Annotated in this window: 17 protein-coding genes; 16 read left to right on the top strand and 1 reads right to left on the bottom strand. The window is 70.5% G+C overall.

Annotation, left to right across the window (positions count from 1 at the left end):
• Nucleotides 1-193: 193 nt before the first annotated feature.
• Nucleotides 194-1,696, top strand: coding sequence for an IMP dehydrogenase (gene guaB / locus MICNX66_RS04280; RefSeq protein ID WP_025103734.1), 1,503 nt, complete (start codon nt 194-196; stop codon nt 1,694-1,696).
• A gap of 74 nt (nt 1,697-1,770) precedes the next feature.
• Here the strand turns inward: guaB and MICNX66_RS04285 are convergent, their stop codons facing one another.
• Nucleotides 1,771-2,181, bottom strand: a complete 411-nt coding sequence (locus MICNX66_RS04285; RefSeq protein ID WP_187663428.1) for a hypothetical protein — start codon at nt 2,179-2,181, stop codon at nt 1,771-1,773.
• A gap of 100 nt (nt 2,182-2,281) precedes the next feature.
• On the opposite strand from MICNX66_RS04285, the gene MICNX66_RS04290 reads away from it, so the two are divergent.
• From MICNX66_RS04290 to guaA, 15 genes are all read left to right on the top strand, one after another.
• Entirely contained in the window at nt 2,282-2,593 is a 312-nt protein-coding gene (locus MICNX66_RS04290; protein ID WP_187663429.1) for a DUF2277 domain-containing protein, read from the top strand.
• Between the two features lie 138 nt (nt 2,594-2,731).
• A complete protein-coding gene (locus MICNX66_RS04295; RefSeq protein ID WP_187663430.1) occupies nt 2,732-3,778 on the top strand; it encodes a response regulator in 1,047 nt (348 codons plus the stop codon).
• Nucleotides 3,778-4,767 (top strand): ATP-grasp domain-containing protein, encoded by a 990-nt coding sequence (locus tag MICNX66_RS04300; RefSeq protein ID WP_187663431.1) that lies wholly within the window; start codon nt 3,778-3,780, stop codon nt 4,765-4,767. Before MICNX66_RS04295 ends, MICNX66_RS04300 begins: the two co-directional genes overlap by 1 nt.
• Nucleotides 4,764-5,477 carry a PHP domain-containing protein gene (locus MICNX66_RS04305; RefSeq protein WP_187663432.1) on the top strand — a complete coding sequence of 238 codons (714 nt, stop codon included), beginning with the start codon at nt 4,764-4,766 and terminating at the stop codon, nt 5,475-5,477. The genes MICNX66_RS04300 and MICNX66_RS04305 overlap by 4 nt, the downstream gene beginning before the upstream one ends.
• Nucleotides 5,477-6,964, top strand: a complete 1,488-nt coding sequence (locus MICNX66_RS04310) for a glycosyltransferase family 2 protein (RefSeq protein WP_187663433.1) — start codon at nt 5,477-5,479, stop codon at nt 6,962-6,964. Before MICNX66_RS04305 ends, MICNX66_RS04310 begins: the two co-directional genes overlap by 1 nt.
• Nucleotides 6,961-7,104: a hypothetical protein gene (locus tag MICNX66_RS04315; RefSeq protein WP_187663434.1), complete on the top strand. Its 144-nt coding sequence runs from the start codon at nt 6,961-6,963 to the stop codon at nt 7,102-7,104. Before MICNX66_RS04310 ends, MICNX66_RS04315 begins: the two co-directional genes overlap by 4 nt.
• Nucleotides 7,101-7,448: a response regulator gene (locus tag MICNX66_RS04320; RefSeq protein ID WP_025103741.1), complete on the top strand. Its 348-nt coding sequence runs from the start codon at nt 7,101-7,103 to the stop codon at nt 7,446-7,448. Before MICNX66_RS04315 ends, MICNX66_RS04320 begins: the two co-directional genes overlap by 4 nt.
• Nucleotides 7,445-9,265 carry a sensor histidine kinase gene (locus MICNX66_RS04325; protein ID WP_187663435.1) on the top strand — a complete coding sequence of 607 codons (1,821 nt, stop codon included), beginning with the start codon at nt 7,445-7,447 and terminating at the stop codon, nt 9,263-9,265. The genes MICNX66_RS04320 and MICNX66_RS04325 overlap by 4 nt, the downstream gene beginning before the upstream one ends.
• Before the next feature lie 32 nt (nt 9,266-9,297).
• Nucleotides 9,298-9,546, top strand: coding sequence for an AbrB/MazE/SpoVT family DNA-binding domain-containing protein (locus MICNX66_RS04330; protein ID WP_187663436.1), 249 nt, complete (start codon nt 9,298-9,300; stop codon nt 9,544-9,546).
• Between the two features lie 93 nt (nt 9,547-9,639).
• On the top strand, nt 9,640-11,328 hold the full coding sequence (locus MICNX66_RS04335; protein WP_187663437.1) for an ABC-F family ATP-binding cassette domain-containing protein: 1,689 nt from the start codon (nt 9,640-9,642) through the stop codon (nt 11,326-11,328).
• Nucleotides 11,329-11,373: 45 nt separating this feature from the next.
• The gene (locus MICNX66_RS04340; RefSeq protein ID WP_187664105.1) at nt 11,374-12,489 is read left to right on the top strand and encodes a GuaB3 family IMP dehydrogenase-related protein; all 1,116 of its coding nucleotides are present in this window, start codon (nt 11,374-11,376) and stop codon (nt 12,487-12,489) included.
• Nucleotides 12,490-12,546: 57 nt separating this feature from the next.
• Nucleotides 12,547-13,305, top strand: a complete 759-nt coding sequence (locus tag MICNX66_RS04345) for an SURF1 family protein (RefSeq protein WP_187664106.1) — start codon at nt 12,547-12,549, stop codon at nt 13,303-13,305.
• 307 nt (nt 13,306-13,612) lie between these two features.
• The gene (locus tag MICNX66_RS04350) at nt 13,613-18,187 is read left to right on the top strand and encodes an ExeM/NucH family extracellular endonuclease (RefSeq protein ID WP_232089189.1); all 4,575 of its coding nucleotides are present in this window, start codon (nt 13,613-13,615) and stop codon (nt 18,185-18,187) included.
• A gap of 103 nt (nt 18,188-18,290) precedes the next feature.
• Nucleotides 18,291-18,803: a DUF3817 domain-containing protein gene (locus tag MICNX66_RS04355; RefSeq protein WP_060922041.1), complete on the top strand. Its 513-nt coding sequence runs from the start codon at nt 18,291-18,293 to the stop codon at nt 18,801-18,803.
• Nucleotides 18,800-20,386 (top strand): glutamine-hydrolyzing GMP synthase, encoded by a 1,587-nt coding sequence (guaA, locus tag MICNX66_RS04360; protein WP_187663439.1) that lies wholly within the window; start codon nt 18,800-18,802, stop codon nt 20,384-20,386. The genes MICNX66_RS04355 and guaA overlap by 4 nt, the downstream gene beginning before the upstream one ends.
• Nucleotides 20,387-20,391 lie beyond the last annotated feature (5 nt).

A 20,391-nucleotide genomic window follows, 5' to 3' on the forward strand; every position in this document is an offset into this window, starting at 1 on the left:
GACGCACTTGAGCGTAATGGGCGATCGGCGATTCACCTATCGTCCGGGCCAACGGTCCGGTAACGACAGGGCTCTGGGAATGTTCTCGGGCGTGTCTCGCTTAGAATCTCCATACGGGTCACGCCCGCGCACCGGCCGACGTCGACCCCCCATTCGCACCCGGATCCGCGCCACTCGCGCAGGAGGAGATTCCATGGACCAGCACGATCCCTTCGGCTTCGTCGGACTGACCTACGATGACGTGCTGCTGCTCCCCGGGCACACCGACGTCATCCCCAGCGAGGCCGACACGTCGTCCCGGATCACGCGGCGGATCTCCGTCGCGACGCCGCTCCTCTCCAGCGCGATGGACACCGTGACCGAGTCCCGCATGGCGATCGCCATGGCGCGGGAGGGTGGCATCGGCATCCTGCACCGCAACCTCTCGATCGCCGACCAGGCCGCGCACGTCGACCGCGTGAAGCGGAGCGAGTCCGGCATGATCACCGACCCCATCACCACGACGCAGGACGCGACCGTGGAGGAGGTCGACGCGCTGTGCGCCAAGTACCGGATCTCCGGTCTCCCGGTCGTGGACGACGAGGGTCGTCTGGTCGGCATCATCACGAACCGGGACATGCGCTTCGTCTCCGGCTTCGAGCGCCAGAGCACGTTCGTGAAGGATGTCATGACGAGGGAGAACCTCGTCACCGCCCCGGTGGGCGTCGCGGCAGGCGAGGTCATCGCGCTGTTCGCGAAGCACCGCGTCGAGAAGCTGCCCCTCATCGACGAGGACGGCAAGCTCGCCGGCCTCATCACCATCAAGGACTTCGACAAGAGCGAGAAGTACCCGCTCGCCACCAAGGACGACCAGGGCCGCCTGCGGGTGGGCGCGGCGATCGGTTTCTTCGGCGACGCCTGGGAGCGCGCCGAGGCCCTCCGCGACGCCGGCGTCGACGTGCTCGTCGTCGACACCGCCAACGGGCAGTCCCAGGGCGTGATCGACCTCGTCAAGCGCCTCAAGGCCGACGAGTCGTTCGCGCACATCGACGTCATCGGCGGCAACGTCGCCACCCGCGAGGGCGCGCAGGCGCTGGTGGACGCCGGTGTCGACGCGGTCAAGGTGGGCGTGGGTCCCGGCTCGATCTGCACGACGCGCGTGGTCGCCGGTGTCGGCGTGCCGCAGGTGACGGCCGTCTACGAGGCGTCGCTCGCGGCGCGTCCGGCCGGCGTCCCGGTGATCGCCGACGGCGGCCTGCAGTACTCGGGCGACATCGCGAAGGCCCTGGTCGCCGGCGCCGACGCCGTGATGCTCGGCTCGCTGCTCGCCGGCACGGACGAGTCGCCGGGCGAGATCGTCTTCCAGTCGGGCAAGCAGTTCAAGCAGTACCGCGGGATGGGATCGCTCGGCGCCATGCAGACGCGCGGCAAGCAGACCTCGTACTCGAAGGACCGCTACTTCCAGGCCGACGTGCCCAGTGACGACAAGCTGATCCCGGAGGGCATCGAGGGCCAGGTCCCGTACCGCGGCCCGCTCTCCGCCGTCGCCTACCAGCTCGTCGGCGGGCTGCGGCAGTCGATGTTCTACGTCGGTGCGCGCACCATCGAGGAGCTCAAGCAGCGCGGCAAGTTCGTGCGCATCACCTCGGCGGGACTCAAGGAGTCGCACCCGCACGATGTGCAGATCGTCGTCGAGGCGCCGAACTACAAGAAGTGACAGCGGCCCCCGGGAAGGGGGACGCAGGAGGGGCCGGATGCGCTGCATCCGGCCCCTCGTCGTCCGCGGTGCGGTCAGCCGCAGCGGTAGGTGACGCCGCCGACGTCCCACACCCCGGGTCCGAGCTCGGCGCACGTCCCGATCACGCCGGCCAGCACGGTCACCAGCAGGACGATCCCGATGATCGCGAAGATCGTCAGGATGGCGCCGACGATGATGCCGGCGATCGCGATGCCCTTGGGGGCCTTCGCCTTGCCGAGCTGCACGGCGGCGATGATGCTGAGGATGAGGCCGACCGGCGGCAGCAGGAACGCCAGCACGAGGCCGATGATCGACAGCACCCGCCCGGGCGGCGAGGTCGGCGCGTCCTGCGCGTAGGGGGCGCCGGGCGGGGGAGCGGAGGCCGCGGGATACGGCGAGGGCGCGCCGCCGGGCGGCGGCGGGTTGTAGGGCGGCGGGGCGTCGGGCGACGGTGCGTCGGTCATGATCTCTCCTCGGTTCCGGTCGTAGCCCAGAGCGTAGCGACGGAGGGACGGGCATGCCATCCCCCTTCCGGGCCCCGCGCGCCGCGCGTACGGTGCCGGTATGTGCCGAAACATCGTGCCTCTGAACAACCTCGAGCCGGCAGCCACGGATGAGGAGTGCCAGGAGGCCGCGCTCCAGTTCGTCCGCAAGATCTCCGGGACGACGGCGCCCTCGCGCGCGAACCGCGAGGTGTTCGATCGCGCGGTGGCCGAGATCGCCGTGGCCACGCGGCGGCTGCTCGACGATCTCGTGACCTCGGCACCGCCCAAGAACCGCGAGGAGCAGGCGGCGAAGAGGCGGGCGCGATCGGCGGAGCGCTACGAGGCGATCCGGGTCTATCAGAAGGAGAAGCGGGCGGCGCGCGCGGGCTGACGCGCTGCGGGCCGGGGGTGGAGCCCTGTGCCAGAATCGACGTACCCTGCTCGACTTTCCCTGCGGCCCGGTGATGAAGGCACCGAGCTCGCACCGCCGAATCCCCCCGGCAGGGAATCTCCCCAAGGAGAGCTGTACATGGCTGAGGTCCCCCCTCGCATCCTCGTCGTCGACGACGACCACGACGTCGCCCTGCTCGTCAAGACCGTCCTGGAACGGCGTGCCGGCTGCGTCGTCGATCTCGCGGACGACGGCCGGTCGGCGCTCGAGAAGGCCGCGGCGGTGAAACCCGACGTCGTCGTGACCGACATCGAGATGCCGGGGCTCAGCGGCCTGGAGCTGCTCGCGGAACTGCGGCGCCTCATGCCGACCGTGCCGGTCGTCGTGATGACCGCGCACGTCTCGGTCGAGTACGCCGTGTCGGCGCTCCGGGCGCAGGCCGACGAGTTCCTCACCAAGCCGCTCGACAACGCCCGACTCGTGGAGTCGGTCACCCGGCTCGTCGAGGAGTCCCGGCGCCGGAAGGCGGAGGCGAAGACCGGCGAGGTCGTCCTCGCCATCGGGGCGCACCCGGACGACGTCGAGATCGGCGTCGGCGGCATCCTCGCGGCGCACGCGGCCGCCGGCGATCAGATCACGATCCTCACGCTCTCCCGCGGAGCGCGCGGCGGTGATGCGGACAGTCGCCAGCATGAGTCGCTCGCCGCGGCCGAGCAGGTGGGGGCGCGCCTGTTCGTCAAAGACCTCATCGACACCGAGATCTCGGGCGGAGGATCGACCGTCCGCCTCATCGAGGAGGTCGTGCAGGAGATCCAGCCGACCATCGTCTACACGCACTCGCACCACGACCGCCACCAGGATCACCGCGCGGTGAACGAGGCGACGATCGTCGCGACCCGCCGCGTCGGCACGGTCGCCTGCTACCAGAGCCCTTCCGCGACCATCGACTACCGGCCCACGCGCTTCGTCCGCATCGACCGCTTCCTGGATGACAAGCTGCGGCTGCTGGAGTGCTTCCAGTCCCAGACCGCGGCGAACCGGGAGTATCTCGCGCCGGAGTTCGTCACCGCCACCGCACGCTACTGGTCGCGGTTCGGCGGCGGCGAGGCGGTCGAGCCGCTGGAGGTCGTGCGCGAGACCGCCGAGTTCATCGGCGCCCATGAACTGAGTCGACGGGAGAGCTGATGACGAAGCGCGTACTGGTCACCGGAGCCGGAGGCCCCGCCGGCGTCGCCGTGATCCGCTCCCTGCTGCGACGGCCCGATCTGACGGTCTTCGCGGCCGACATGGACGGATGGGCGAGCGGCATCTACCTCGTGCCACCGGCGCAACGCCGTCTGGTTCCCCCGGGGCGTGACGAGGACTTCGTGCCGGCGATCGCGCGGATGGTCGCGGAGGACGGTCTCGACCTCGTGATCTCGACCGTCGACGTGGAGCTGATCGCCCTCGCGGACCGCCGCGATGAGCTGGCCCCCGCGGTCCTCGCCGCGCCGCCCGCCGACACGCTGCACACGGCCCTCGACAAGCTCGCTCTCGCGGAGCGCTGCGCGCCGACCGGTCGTGTGCCGCGCACCGTGCTCGCCGGGCCGGATGCCGCGGAAGTCGCGTGGGAGTTCCCCGTGTTCGCCAAGCCCCGCCAGGGTGCGGGCAGTCGCGGTGTGCGCCTCGTCCCGGACGCCGAGGCGCTCGCCGCCCTCCCCACCGATGAGGGGCTGATCGTGCAGGACTTCCTCCCGGGCGAGGAGTACTCGGTCGATGTGATCGCCGACGCGTCCGGCGGTGTGGTCGCGGCGGTCCCGCGCACCCGCGCCCGTGTGGACTCGGGGGTCGCCATCGCCGGTCGCACCCTCCGCGATCCCGAGCTCGAGGAGACCGCCGCCGCCATCGCGCGGGCGATCGGCCTCGTCGGCGTCGCCAACGTGCAACTCCGTCGCGATCGGGACGGGCGGGCCGTGCTGCTCGAGGTCAACCCGCGCTTCCCCGGGGCGCTCCCGCTGACGATCGCCGCCGGAGTCGACATCCCGTCGCTCGTCGCCGACCTCTTCCTCGGTCGGGAGATCCCGGTGCAGGTGCCCTTCCGCGAGGTCGCATCGGTGCGCTTCCTGGAGGACGTGATCGTCGAGGTCGACGACGTGCTCGTGTCGGCGCACGCCGGTCACCAGGAGGAACTGTGAGCCATCCCGCCCTGCGCGGAGACCACCACGTCCACTCCACGTTCTCCGATGACGCGGTCTCCACGCTGGCGGAGAACGTCGCCGCCGCTGCGGCCGTCGGTCTCGAGACGGTCCGCCTCGTCGACCACGTACGGCAGAGCACGACCTGGGTGCCGGAGTACCTCGCCGCGGTCCGTCGGCTGCGCGTTCCGGACGGACTCACGGTGCTCACGGGCGTCGAGGCGAAGATCCTCGACGCCTCGGGGGAACTCGACATGCCGGTGCTGCCTGTGGGCATCGACCGGATCCTCATCGCCGACCATCAGTTCCCCGGCGTGGACGGGCCGCTCGGTCCCACCGCCGTCCGCGAGCGCATCGCCGCGGGGTGGGCGCCGACCGACGTCCTCGACCAGTTCACGGACGCGGTCATCGCGACCATGCGACGCCATCCGGGCAACCAGCTCGCGCACTGCTTCTCGATCCTGCCGAAGATCGGTCTCGCGGAGGAGGAGCTCGGAGCCGAGCGCCTCGAGGCCTGGGCTCGCGCCGCCGCGGAGACGGACACCCTCGTCGAGGTCAACGAGAAGTGGGTGTGCCCCGGCGCGGAGGCGCTGACCGCGCTGGAGCGCGCGGGTGCCGGGATCGTCGCGTCCACCGACAGCCACGTGGCCGCAGACGTCGGCCGGTACTCCCGCATCCTCCCGCTGCTCGAAGGGACGGAAGGACGCTGATGCCCGAGCTGACCTGGATCGAGACGGTCGTCGTCGTCATCCTCCTCCTCTGCGTGCTGATCGGCACGCTCCCGGTCGTCAACACCGGGCTGCAGTTCCTCATGCTGCCGCTGCACGCCTTCCGCAATCACTGCGGCAAGGCCGCGCCGTACCACCCGAACGTGGCCGTGGTCATCCCGGCGTGGAACGAGGGCCTGGTCATCGGCCCCGCGATCGAGCGGCTGCTCCAGCTCGAGTACCCCGCCGAGCGCCTCCGCGTCTTCGTCGTCGACGACGCATCCACGGACGACACCCCGGCGATCGTGCAGCAGAAGGCGGCGACCTACCCGGGGCGCGTGGTCCACCTGCGGCGCGAGAAGGGTGGCGAGGGCAAGGCGCACACGCTGAACCACGGCCTCGACGTCGTGCTCGCCGACCCGTGGACCGAAGCGGTGCTCATCATGGACGCCGACGTGATCTTCGCGCGGGACTCCCTGCGCAAGCTCACCCGGCACCTCGCGGACGAGGAGGTCGGGGCCGTCACGGCCTACATCGCGGAGGGCAGCAGGGACCGCAACTACCTCACCCGGTTCATCGCGATCGAGTACGTCATCGGCCAGCTCTCGGCACGGCGCACGCAGAACGTCGGGGGAGCGATCGCCTGCCTCGCCGGGGGCGCCCAGCTGCATTCCCGCGCGAACCTCGAGGCGATCGGCGGTCGCATCCCGACGGGCACGCTCGCCGAGGACACCATGACGACCTTCGAGAGTCAGCTCCACGGCCGCCGGATGGTGTTCGAGCCGCACGCCGTGGTGCTCGCCGAGGAGCCGCGGACGATCGAGAGTCTCTGGAAGCAGCGGCTGCGCTGGGCGCGCGGCAACGTGCAGCTCACCTCGATCTACAAGAAGCTCTGGTTCCGTCCGAGTCGCGACCACAACCTGGGCAGCATCCCCTTCGGGCTGGCCTGGTTCACGATCCTGCTGATGCCGGCGCTCCTGCTCCTCGCCGCCACCGCGATGATCGTCCTCCTGCTCCTGCACAGCGACGTCGCGGAGTTCGTGTTCCGGTTCATGTGGATCGCCGCGGCGGCCATCTACATCTTCTCGATGCTCTACTCCGTCCAGCTCGATCCGCGCATCGGGCGGCAGTCCTGGCGCGAGGCGATCATGTTCCCGGGGCTCGGGGCGCTGATCCTCATGGCCCTGGCGCTGTTCCCCTGGGCCCTGGACGGCCTGATCGGCGCGGCCGGGCAGGAGTCGACGGAGCAGACGCGTGTGCTGTGGCTGCTGGCGTTCGCCCTCTGGGGGCCGGTGTCGATGCTCGGCATCTGGCTCGCGCGGGCGGTCGAGCCGCTTCCGGCCGGACGCTTCTTCGCGGGCCTGCTGCTCTACGTCTGCGGCTACGGATCACTGCTGTGCGCGATCACCGCCGACTCGTACCTCAAGGAGTGGCGTCGCGCGGATGCCTCCTGGATCAAGACCGAGAAGATCGGACGGGTCGACTCATGACCGACGCACCATCGCACGACGCCGAGGTGGAGGAGATCACGGCCGACGCCCGGAAGGAGCGCCGCCTCATCCCGCAGGCGCTCATCTCCCTCGCCGTCGTGGTCGTGATCGTCGTAGTCCGAGAGCTGCTCCTGCGATGACCGGACGGCCGCTCGCCCTGGTCGTCGAGGACGCTCCGGATCAGGCGACCCTCCTGGGGCGGTACCTCGATCGGGAGGGCTTCGACGTGTTCGTCGCGCCCGATGCGGAGTCTGCCATCGCCGCCTTCCCGGACATCGACCCCCAGGTCGCCGTCCTGGACCTGCTGCTCCCCGGCATCTCCGGTCAGGCGTGCTGCCGGCTGATCCACGAACGCTACCCGGAGTGCTTCCTCATCGTCAGCTCGGTGCTGGACGTCGCGGAGTATCCACCGGCTGACGCCGCGCTGCCGAAGCCCATCACGGGGGCGGACCTGCATCGGGCCGTGGAGCGGGTGCCGCGATGAGGGCCACGCCGCTGGAGCGTGCCGAGAACCGCTGGTACCGGGTCGTCGACAACCCGAGCCCGATCGTCAAGCAGGTCCCGACTCTCGTCGCCGCCGCGATCGCGGGCGTGATGACCTGGGCCATCCCCAGCCTGCCGTTCACCGATGTGGCCCTCGCGCTGACCGGCCTCGCGGTCGTGCTCGTCGCGACGCTCCACGCCGGGGTGCTCAGCGCGCTGCACATCCGCGAGGGCTGGATCGTGCTGCTGGTGCCGATGGTCGACATCCTGGGACTGGGCCTCTTCCGTGCAGGGACGGGAGGCGCGGCCTCGCTCTTCGGATCGCTCGTGCTGCTCCCGGTGATCTGGATCGCGGCGGCGCCGGGGATCCGCTGGGTCTTCGTCGTCGGCGCGTTCACGTCGTTCGCGCTGCTGATCCCCTACGTCGTCGAACCGCCGACGAACGCGGTGGTGTGGCTCCGCGGCGTCGTCGGTCCGCTCGTCTTCGCGGCCGTCGCGGCCGTGGTGAACGAGCTCTCCCGGCAGCAGCGGCTGCGGGTGCAGCAGGCGGAGGAACTGGTCACGGAGCGGACCAAGGCGCTGTCCGAGAACGTCTCGATGATCGTGCAGCTTCGTCAGAAGGAGCACGAGTACCGCGTGCTGCTCGACTCGTTCGAGGGCCTGTGGGCGTCGATCACCGCGCAGGCCGTGATCGGCACCGATCGCGAGGGGCGCGTCACGGCGTGGAACCCCGGGGCCGTCCGCCTGCTCGGGCTCTCCCACGACGAGGCTCTCGACGACGTGCGCGTCGACCGCTTCTTCTCGCCGTCGGCGCTGAAGATGCTCGCCGAGGACACCGCGTCGCGCGAAGACGTCTCGGGGGTGCCGGCGGGGCAGGGCGGGGCGCCCGACCGCGCAGGAGTGCCGGACGGGCTCCGCGAGCTCTTCGCCCACGCGGACGCCGGCCATACCGTCGACGGCGACATCGAGGTGAGGACCGCGGGTGGCACGACGGTGCCGGCGCGGGTGACCGTCACCCCGCACAAGGATCCGTCCGGCGCGCAGCAGGGCTACCTGTTCGTGCTCACGGACGAGACCAGAGCCGTCGAGGTCGCGCGCATGAAGGACGAGTTCGTGGGGATGATCTCCCATGAGCTCCGGACGCCGCTGAGTGCGATCATCGGCTTCCTCGACCTGTTGCAGAACGACCCCGGTCAGCCCCTGACCGAGGACCAGCAGGAGTTCGTCGGCATCATCGAGCGCAACGCGAAGCGCCTGCTGAACCTCGTCGGCGATCTGCTCTTCACGGCGCAGGTGGAATCGGGGCGCTTTCCCCTGGAGCGGGACGAGGCCGACATCGCGGACCTCGTGCGCTCGGCGGTCGCCTCGGCGGGGCCGCATGCGCAGCGCGAGGGGATCGAACTGGAGCTGCAGGTCGGTGACGAGCCGATCCCGCTGCTGGTCGATCCCGGACGCCTCGGGCAGGCGGTGGACAACCTCCTCTCGAACGCCATCAAGTTCACCCCGCGCGGGGGTCGAGTGACGGCCGCCGTGCGTCGCCTCGACGGCGGGGTGCAGGTCGCCATCGCCGACACCGGGGTCGGGATCCCGCAGGACGAGCAGCGCATGCTCTTCACCCGGTTCTTCCGCGCCTCGACGGCCACGCGCAACGCCGTCCCGGGGGTGGGGCTGGGTCTCACGATCACGCGCGCGATCGTGCTGGCCCACGGCGGATCGATGGACGTGACCAGCGAGGAGGGCGTGGGCACCGAGTTCCGGTTCGTGCTCCCGGCGGCTCCCAAGACCGAGGTGCTGCAGACCCTCAGTCGCGCGGACTGACACATCGGTGGGGGAGCGGTACGGTGGGCGTCATGACCGCCACCTTCACTGCTTCGCTGGATGACCACGGGCGCCTGGTCATTCCCGGCGAGTTGCGCGCGCGGCAGCGTTGGAACGAGGGCGTCACTCTGCTGATGATCGAGGAGGACCGCGGCGGCGTCGTCCTCCTCGCACGGGAGCAGGCGCGGACACTTGTCCGTGCGCAGCTCACCGGTGCCAGTCTGGCGAACGCGCTCCACGATGAGCGTCGAGCGGCCGCAGCGCAGGAAGACGCGGCTTGACGGGCCCGGAAGGCTCGTCCCGGTGGTCGCGAAGCCGCGCGGACTGATAGCCTGGTCGGCTCGCTGTCCGCGGGCGGAAGGACGGCCACGCCTGTGGGGTACATCGACGCATCCGGGATCTCACTGACGCTTCCCGACGGCAGACCGCTTCTCGACGAGGTGTCGTTCCGGGTCGGGGCGGGCTCGACCAGCGCTCTGATCGGGCCGAACGGGGCGGGGAAGACGACGCTGCTGCGGATCATCCGCGGCGAGCAGCCGGCCGACGACGGGGTGGTGACCATCGACGGCGGACTCGGCGTCATGGACCAGTTCGTCGGGCACGGCGAGCCGGGCCAGACCGTGCACGAGCTGCTCGTGCGGGTGGCTCCCACCCGCCTCCGTGCCGCCGCGGAGGCGCTGGAGGCCGCGGAGAACGCCCTCATCGATCGCGACGAGCACGACACCCAGATGGCCTACGCCTCCGCCATCGCCGAGTACGCGGACGCCGGCGGATACGAGCACGAGACCGTGTGGGATCAGTGCACCGTGGCAGCGCTCGGCGTGCCGTTCGAGCGGGCACGGTACCGCGAGCTCACCTCCCTCTCCGGCGGAGAGCAGAAACGGCTCGCCCTGGAGGCGCTGCTCCGTGGCCCCGATGAGGTGCTCCTGCTCGACGAGCCGGACAACTACCTCGACGTGCCGACCAAGCGGTGGCTCGAGGAGCGGCTGCGCGCCACGGACAAGACCGTGCTGCTGGTGTCGCACGACCGCGAGCTCCTCGCCAGAGCCGCCGATCGGCTGATCACGCTGGAACCCGGTGCGGCGGGGTCGACCGCCTGGGTGCACGGCGGGAGCTTCGCGACCTACCATCAGGCGCGCGCCGATCGGATGGACCGGCTCGACGAGCTGCGCCGGCGGTGGGACGAGCAGCATGAGAAGCTCCGCATCCTGGTGGCGAACCTCAAGGTCAAGGCGTCCGCGAACGACGGCTTCGCGTCCCGGTATCAGGCGGCGCAGACGCGACTGCGGAAGTTCGAGGAGGCGGGCCCGCCCGAGGAGCGGCCCCCGGCGCAGGAGTTCGACATGCGCCTCCGCGGGGCCAGGACCGGGAAGCGGGCGGTCGTGGCTGACCGACTCGAGCTGACCGGTCTCATGCGGCCCTTCGACACCGAGATCTGGTACGGCGACCGGGTGGGCGTGCTCGGGTCGAACGGCTCAGGCAAATCGCACTTCCTGCGACTGCTGGCCCGCGGTGGCACCGACCCGGATCCGTCCCTGGGACATGTGACCGCGGTCGCGGAGGACCTCCGCCCCGTCGAGCACACCGGACGCGCGGTGCTGGGCGCCCGCGTGGTGCCGGGGCTCTTCGCGCAGACCCACGCGCACCCGGAGTTCGTCGGCCGCACGCTGCTGGAGATCCTGCATCGGGGGGACGACCTCCGCGACGGCATGCCCCGGGACGCGGCGAGCTCGGCCCTGGACAGGTACGGCCTCGTCCGCCAGGCCCAGCAGGCGTTCGAGTCGCTCTCCGGCGGACAGCAGGCGCGGTTCCAGGTGCTCCAGCTCGAGCTGTCCGGCGCGACCCTCCTCCTCCTCGACGAGCCCACCGACAACCTCGACCTGGAGTCGGCCGAGGCGCTGGAGGAGGCGCTCGGACGCTTCGAGGGCACCGTGGTCGCGGTCACCCACGACCGATGGTTCGCTCGCTCCTTCGACCGGTTCCTCGTGTTCGGCACGGACGGCGAGGTCTACGAATCCGACGAGCCGGTCTGGGACGAGCGGCGGGTGGCGCGTGCACGCTGACCGCCGCGGAGGCCGCCGGGCGCCGGGTAGGCTGGACGGGTGACCATGGAGATCGAGCTCGGCCGAGGAAAGCGCGCGCGTCGCGCGTACACGTTCGACGACATCGCGGTGGTGCCCTCGCGGCGCACGCGGAACCCCGAGGACGTGTCCACCGCATGGACGATCGACGCCTTCGGCTTCGAGATCCCGGTGCTCGGGGCGCCGATGGACTCGGTCGTCAGCCCGCGCACCGCGATCATGCTCGGGCAGCTCGGCGGCCTGGGGGTGCTCGACCTCGAGGGGCTCTGGACCCGGTACGAGGACCCGGAGCCGCTTCTCGCCGAGATCGCCGGCCTCGCGGTGGACCGCGCGACCGTGCGCATGCAGGAGCTCTACTCGGAGCCCATCAAGCCCGAGCTCATCACCCGCCGACTCGCCGAGATCCGCGAAGCCGGCGTCACCGTCGCCGGCTCCCTCACCCCGCAGCGCACGCAGGAGTTCTACGACACCGTCGCCGCGGCCGGCGTCGACCTGTTCGTCATCCGGGGCACGACCGTCTCCGCCGAGCACGTGTCGAGCGTGGCGGAGCCGCTGAACCTCAAGAAGTTCATCTACGACCTCGACGTGCCGGTGATCGTGGGCGGAGCCGCGACCTACACGGCGGCCCTGCACCTCATGCGCACCGGTGCCGCCGGCGTGCTCGTGGGCTTCGGCGGCGGCGCGGCGTCCACCACCCGGGCCACCCTCGGCATCCACGCGCCCATGGCCACCGCGGTGTCCGATGTGGCCGCGGCTCGCCGTGACTACCTCGACGAGTCCGGCGGGCGCTATGTCCACGTGATCGCCGACGGCGGCGTCGGCACCTCCGGCGACATCGTGAAGGCGCTCGCCATGGGCGCAGACGCCGTCATGCTCGGGGTCGCCCTGGCTCGCGCGACGGACGCTCCCGGCCAGGGATTCCACTGGGGCCCCGAGGCGCACCACCCGAAGCTGCCCCGCGGACGACGCGTCGAGGTCGGCGGGATCGGCACGCTGGAGGAGATCCTCTACGGTCCGGCGCCGGTCGCCGACGGCACCGCGAACCTCATCGGCGCGCTGCGCAAGTCGATGGCCACCACCGGGTACTCCGATCTCAAGGAGTTCCAGCGGGTGGAGGTCGTGCTGGCCCCGTACGAGGCCTGAGGTCTCCGCATCACCGTGACCGCACCTGCTCCCTTCCCGCCGACCCTTCGTGAGGTCATGCTGCGGGGACGCTGGATCGCGATGCTGCTGCTGTGCCTCGTCGTCGCCGGGGTGTTCGCCTGGCTCGGCCAATGGCAGCTGGAGCGGGCGATCGAGACCGATCCACCGGCGCCGGGGGCGACCGAGCAGGTCCGGCCGCTGGACGAGGTCGTGCAGCCGGGGGAGTACCTCCCCGAGCCCCTCGTCGGGCAGCGCGTGGAGACGGAGGGCGTCTGGGTCCCCGGGGACTTCCTCGTCGTGGGCAGCCGCTTCAACGACGGCGCCGAGGGGTACTGGGTCACCGGACAGCTCCGGGTCGACGAGCGCGTCTCGCTGGCGGTCGCCATCGGCTGGGCGCCGGATCGCGAGGCCGCCGACGCCGCCGTGGAGCGCCTGGAAGCCGAGGCGGACGGCGGCGTGGTCGAGGTCGCCGGTCGCGTCATCTCGGATGAGGGTCCGTCGGTGCCTCCGCGCTCCGATCCGGAGCAGATGGACCGGATGTCCCCGGCCGCTCTGTTGAGCCGCTGGCACGACATCGAGCAGCTCGACGTCTACCGTCCGTATCTCGCCTCCACGACCGCCACGGCAGGGCTCGACGACATCGCCTCGCCCGCGCCGGAGGAGCAGTCCCCGGTCAACTGGCTCAACGTCTTCTATGCCGCCGAGTGGGTCATCTTCGCGGGCTTCGCGTTCTACCTCTGGTACCGCCTGGCGAAGGACGCCTGGGAGCGCGAGGTGGAGGAGTTCGAGGACGCCGAGGGGTCAGCGGCCGTCTGACACCGGCTGCGCATCCGCGCGTCTGATGCTGCGCTTCTGCGCGTCCAGACGGCTCCGTGTGAACCTTCGTCAGGGGGCGTCGCGGCCATTCGGTGAGCGCTGGATGACCAATGGGAAAACTCCGTTGAGGATGTCCGAACCGCTCCGTATGCTCGCTCCATGTGCGCACGCTGGGAGTTCCCGATGTGTGCGATGACAGCGTCCTGAGCAGCGCCGGAACACGATCGAGGAGACAGCACCGATGATGTCCGCTCCTGAGCACGGGGAGACCCTGACCCCCGTCTCGCACCGCAGAATCCGAGGGCGCGTGGGCGCTCTCGCCGCGACGTGCGTCGCCGCCCTGAGCCTCGGCTCGCTGGTGGCCGCGCCCGCATCGGCGAACACCGAGGGCACCGGGGTGGTGATCAACGAGGCCTATCTGTCCGGCGGCAGCGCCGGGGCGGCGTTCACGAACAAGTTCGTGGAGCTCTACAACCCGACGGCGGCGCCCGTCACGCTCGACGGCATGTCCCTGCAGTACCGCTCCGCGGCCGGGACCGGCGCCTTCAACGGCGTCGCACCGCTGAAGGGGACGATCCCGGCGGGCGGCTACTTCCTCGTGCAGGCGAACAGCAACGGCACCAACGGCGCCGCGCTGCCCACTCCCGATGCCACCACGACGCTGAGCCCGAGCGGCACCAACGGCACCCTGGCGCTCGTCGAGGGCACCGCGGCGGTGACTCTCACCCCCGGCTCGACGGTCGGCGTGGACGGGGTGATCGACCTCCTCGGCTACGGCACCTCGAACACCTTCGAGACGGCGGCGGCCACCGCCCCCACCAGCAACACCGACGTCCGGTCGCTGAATCGCACGGACGGTGCGGACGCGGACGACAACAAGGCCGACTTCGCACTGTCGGCGGCCATCACCCCGCAGAACTCCGGCGGCACGGATCCCGGCACCGACCCGGGCGAGGAGCCGGGGACGGAGCCGAAGGCCGCCACCATCGCGGAGGTCCAGGGCACCGGCGCCGTCTCGCCGCTCGCCGGACAGCGCGTCCGCGTCGAGGGCGTCGTCACGGCGGACCACCGGACCGGCGGCTACAAGGGCATCGTGATCCAGACGCAGGGCTCGGGCGGCGAGACCGACGCGACCCCGGGCGCCTCGGACGGCGTGTTCGTGTTCCTGAACGCGCTCGCGCCCACGCTCGAGATCGGCGACCTCGTCTCGGTGACCGGCACGGTGAGCGAGTACTACGGTCAGACCCAGATCGCCCCTGCCGCGGTCGCGGACGTCTCGGTGGTCACGGCCGGCGTGGGCGTGCCCGCGCTCACACCGCTCCCCGACACCGTCCGCGGTGCCGACCGCGAGCAGTACGAGAACATGTACGTCGCCCCGACCGGCACGTACCGGCTCGCGTCGAGCCACCAGCTCTACAACTACGGGGCGCTGTGGCTGAACGCCGGCGACGACCTCAACGTCAAGAGCACCGAGACCACGCGTCCCGGGGCCGACGCGGCCGCCATCGCGGCCGAGAACCGCGCCAACCGCATCCTGCTCGACGACGCCTGGTCCATCCAGGTGACCAACAACGGCCACCCGGGCCAGCAGCCGTACTTCACGGAGGACACGGTGGTCCGCAACGGCGACACCGTCGACTTCGGGTCCAACGGCTACGTGCTCCAGTGGGGCTTCGACGACTGGCGTCTGCAGCCGGTGGTCCCGATCGACGACGCCTCCCCCGCGGAGCGCAAGGTCACCTTCGAGGCGACGAACCCGCGCCCCGCGGAGGCCCCGGAGGTGGGCGGTGATGCGCAGGTGGCGTCGTTCAACGTCTACAACTACTTCACGACGCTGAAGAGCGAGAACGCCGACGCCCGCGGCGCGGCGAACGCGGCCCAGTTCGCGATCCAGAAGTCCAAGATCGTCTCGGCCATCAACGGCCTCGACGCGGAGATCGTGGCGCTGATGGAGATCGAGAACTCGGTCAAGCTGGGCAAGCCCGTCGACACCGCCCTGAAGGACCTCGTCGCCGGCCTCAACGCCGACGCGGGCTCCGACGTGTGGGACTACGTGCGCACGCCCGAGGCTCTGCAGGACCCGGCGACCACGGACTACATCACCAACGCGATCATCTTCAAGAAGGACGCCGTGAGCACGGTGGGCGACAGCGCCACCGTCACCGACGAGTCCGTGTGGGGCAACGCCCGCGAGCCGATCGCCCAGGCGTTCGACATCGACGGCCGCGTCGTCACCGTCGTCGCCAACCACCTGAAGTCGAAGTCCCCGCCGCAGGGCGCCGGGGCCGAGCCCGCCGACGGTCAGGGCTTCTTCAACGCCGACCGGGTGAAGCAGGCGCAGGCCGTCCTCGACTTCACCGACGAGCTGGCCGAGAGCAGCAGCAGCAGCGACATGCTGCTGATCGGCGACTTCAACGCCTACGGGCAGGAAGACCCGATCGACGTCTTCACCTCGCAGGGGTGGAGCGACGTCGCCGCCGACAAGGCCGCAGGTCAGTACACCTACACGTTCGACGGCGAGCTCGGCTCGCTCGACCACGTGATCGCCTCGCCCTCGCTCGTCCCGTCGATCACGGGCGCCGGTGTATGGGGAATCAACTCCCCCGAGTGGAGCGACCGCGGCTATGCGTTCGGCGCCGCCGAGGAGGGCACCCCCTACCGGTCCAGCGATCACGACCCGATCCTCGTCGGCGTCTCCTCGGAGATCCCGCCGGTGAGCATCGACGTGGTGACGGTGAACGACTTCCACGGCCGTATCGAGGCGGACGGGGCGGCGGCGGGAGCTGCCGTGCTCGCCGGCGCGGTGCAGCAGTTCCGTGCGGCGAACCCGAACACGATCTTCGCCGGAGCCGGCGACCTGATCGGGGCGTCGACGTTCACCTCGTTCATCAACGACGACAACCCCACGATCGACGCGCTCAACGCCGCCGGTCTGGACGTGAGCGCGGCGGGCAACCACGAGTTCGACCAGGGCTGGGAAGACCTGCGCGACCGGGTGCAGGAGCGCGCGGACTGGGAGTACATCTCCTCGAACGTCTTCCTCACCGAGACCGGTGAGCCCGCGTTGGCCCCGGCCTGGGTCAAGGAGCTCGACGGCGTGCGCGTCGGATTCGTGGGCGCCGTCACGGAAGACCTCGACTCGCTCGTCTCGCCCGAGGGCATCGCTGATCTCGAGGTGCGCAGCATCGTCGACTCCGTGAACGCCGTGGCCGACGACCTGCGCGACGGGGACCCCGCCAACGGCGAGGCGGACGTGGTGATCCTGCTCGTGCACGAAGGCGCGGAGAGCACCGCGCTGTCCGCGATCACCGAGGACTCGCCGCTGGGCGAGATCGTCTACGGGGTCGACGACGACGTGGACGCGATCGTCTCGGCGCACACGCACCTCGCCTACAACCACGTCATCGATGGCCGGCCGGTCGTCTCGGCGGGGCAGTACGGCGAGAACCTCGGCCTCATGAACATCCAGGTCGACCCGAAGACGAAGGAGCTGCTCTCGATCACCAACGAGATCAAGCCCCTCACGGCTGCGGGCAAGCCGCTGTACCCGGCGGTGCCGGAGGTGCAGGCGATCGTCGACAAGGCGAAGGCGGAGGCCGACGTGCTGGGCGCCGTGAAGGTCGGCGACATCACCGCCGACTTCAACCGTGCGCGGCAGACCAACGGCTCGGAGAACCGCGGTGGCGAGTCCACCATCGGCAACTTCGTCGCCGACGTGCAGAAGTGGTCCACGGGTGCGGACATCGCTCTCATGAACCCGGGCGGCATCCGTGCCAACCTGACCTACGCGTCGAGCAACGCCGACGATCCGAACGGCAACGTCACCTACCGGGAGGCGGCGACCGTCCAGCCGTTCGCCAACACGCTGGTCACGCTGACCCTCACCGGCACGCAGCTGAAGGGCGTGCTGGAGGAGCAGTGGCAGCCGGCCGGATCGGCGCGACCGTTCCTCAAGCTCGGCGTCTCCGAGGGGCTGGTCTACACCTACGACCCGACGGCGGCCGCGGGTTCGCGGATCACCTCGATCACGCTGAACGGCACTGCGATCGACCCGAACGGGGAGTACACGGTGGCGGCGAACTCCTTCCTCGCTGCGGGCGGCGACAACTTCGCCACCTTCAAGGAGGGCGCGGGCAAGCGGGACACCGGCAAGATCGACCTGCAGTCCATGGTCGACTGGTTCGACGCGAACAAGACGGCCTCGCCCGACCTCGCCCAGCGTGCGGTCGGCGTGACGGTCAGCCCGGCAGACGCCGACGGCTACCGCGCGGGCGACCAGGTGACCGTCTCCCTCTCCTCGCTGGCCTTCAGCGGGGGCGAGGCGGCTCCGGGAGCGGTCACCCTGTCGCTCGGTGACACGCAGCTCGCGGCTGGCACGGTCGACCCGACCATCGTGGACACCACGGACGAGGGCGGGCGCGCCACCCTCACCTTCACGGTGCCGTCCGGGGTGTTCGGCGAGCAGCAGCTCACGGTCGAGGTCCCGGCGACGGGCACCACGGTGCAGGTGCCGTTCACGATCGCCGGCGAGGAGGAGTTCGCGGGGACCATCGCGCTCGGCTCCTCGAAGGTGGCCGCGGGCAAGAAGCTCGTGATCACCGGCGAGGGCTACCAGCCCGGCGAGACCGTGACGGTGGAGCTCCGCCCGAAGAAGGGCCAGGGCGTCGAGGTCGGCACGGTGCAGGTCCGTCAGGACGGCACGTTCAGCACCTCGGTGACGGTGCCGAAGAACGCCCAGCCCGGGAAGTACACCGTCGCGGTGGCGCAGGCGGACGGGGACGAGGCCACGGCCATGGTCACCGTCAACCGCGCCGGCGGTATCGGCGGGATCATCAAGGACATCGTCGACTGGCTGTGGGACCTCCTGACCGGATGGTTCTGACGCCGATCGGCGGATGACGTGGCGGAGGCCGTCGGGGCGACCCGGCGGCCTCCGTCGTTTCCGCGGGGTCGGGGTGGCGCGCCCCGCCGACTAGACTGGGGGCATGCCCGAACCGAAAGTCGCCAGCTTTCCGGCGATCCGCGGTGCGCTGAAGTTCTACCAGATCGCGTCGATCATCACGGGAGTCATGCTGCTCCTGCTGCTCGCCGAGATGGTGCTGAAGTACACGCCGATCCACCTCGAGCTCTTCGCCGGAGGGTCGGGCGGCCCGCTCTGGTTCGCCGGCGTCATCGCCGGACCGGACTGCCAGTGGTGGTCGCTGTTCGCGCCGTGGACGAACTCCTGCGAGATGACCTCCCTCGGGGACGGCTTCAACATCTCGCTGTTCATCCTCGTCGCCCACGGCTGGTTCTACGTCGTCTACCTCTTCGCGTGCTTCCGCATGTGGAGTCTGATGCGCTGGCGGTTCCCGCGGTTCATCCTGCTCGCGCTCGGCGGCGTCGTGCCGCTGCTGTCGTTCTTCATGGAGGCGGTCGTCGCCCGTGAAGTCAAGACCTATCTCGCCACCAGGGAGGCCGCCGAGGCCTCCGCGATCGCCCCGGAAGGTGTCCGTTGACCGAACAGTCCGAGACCCAGCAGCGCCCCGCGCTCGTCGTCGACTTCGGCGCCCAGTACGCGCAGCTCATCGCCCGCCGCGTGCGCGAGGCCGGGGTCTACAGCGAGATCGTGCCGCACACCGCCACCGCGGAGGAGATCGCCGCGAAGAACCCCGTCGCCATCATCCTCTCCGGTGGTCCGTCGTCGGTGTACGAGGAGGGTGCGCCGAAGCTCGACCCGTCGGTCTTCGACCTCGGCGTCCCCACGCTCGGCATCTGCTACGGCTTCCAGTACATGGCCCAGACCCTCGGCGGCGAGGTCGCGCACACCGGCCTCCGCGAGTACGGCGCGACCGATGCCGTCATCTCCGGTGACGGCGGCACGCTGCTCAGCGGGCAGCCGACCCAGCAGAACGTGTGGATGAGTCACGGCGACCAGGTCGCGAAGGCCCCGGAGGGCTTCGAGGTGCTCGCGACGACGGAGGCCACGAAGGTCGCCGCCTTCGCGAACGAGGAGCGCGGTTTCTACGGCGTGCAGTGGCACCCCGAGGTCAAGCACTCCGACCACGGTCAGCGTGTGCTCGAGAACTTCCTCCACAAGGGTGCCGGTCTGGCATCCGACTGGAACCCCGACAACGTGATCGCCGAGCAGGTCGAGCGCATCCGCGAGCAGGTCGGCGACGCCCGGGTCATCTCGGCGCTGTCCGGCGGCGTGGACTCCGCCGTGTCGACCGCCCTCGTGCACAAGGCGATCGGCGACCAGCTCACCGCGGTCTTCGTCGACCACGGCCTCCTCCGCAAGGGCGAGCGCGAGCAGGTCGAGAAGGACTACGTCGAGTCCACCGGCGTGCGGCTCATCACGGTCGACGCCGCCGAGACCTTCCTCGGTCACCTCCAGGGCGTGACCGATCCGGAGGAGAAGCGCAAGATCATCGGGCGCGAGTTCATCCGGGCGTTCGAGAAGGTGCAGCTCGACCTCGTCGAGGAGGCGAAGGCCGACGGCGGCGCCCCGGTGAAGTTCCTCGTGCAGGGCACGCTCTACCCGGACGTCGTGGAGTCGGGTGGCGGTGCGGGCACCGCCAACATCAAATCGCACCACAACGTGGGCGGGCTGCCGGACGACCTCGATTTCGAGCTCATCGAGCCGCTGCGGGCCCTCTTCAAGGACGAGGTCCGCGCGATCGGTCGCGAGCTCGGCATCCCCGAGGCGATCGTCGGCCGCCAGCCGTTTCCGGGGCCCGGCCTCGGCATCCGGATCATCGGTGAGGTCACCGCTGACCGTCTCGAGATTCTGCGTGAGGCCGACGCCATCGCCCGCGAGGAGCTGACCAAGGCCGGCCTCGATCAGGAGATCTGGCAGTGCCCCGTCGTGCTCCTCGCCGACGTGCGCTCGGTGGGCGTGCAGGGGGACGGCCGCACCTACGGGCACCCGATCGTGCTGCGTCCGGTCTCCAGCGAGGACGCCATGACGGCCGACTGGACGCGCCTGCCGTACGACGTGCTGTCGAAGATCTCGAACCGGATCACGAACGGCGTCCGTGACGTCAACCGCGTCGTGCTCGACGTCACGTCGAAGCCGCCGGGGACGATCGAGTGGGAGTAGGGGGC

It is taken from the genome of Microbacterium sp. Nx66 (assembly GCF_904066215.1).
GTDB lineage: Bacteria > Actinomycetota > Actinomycetes > Actinomycetales > Microbacteriaceae > Microbacterium > Microbacterium meiriae.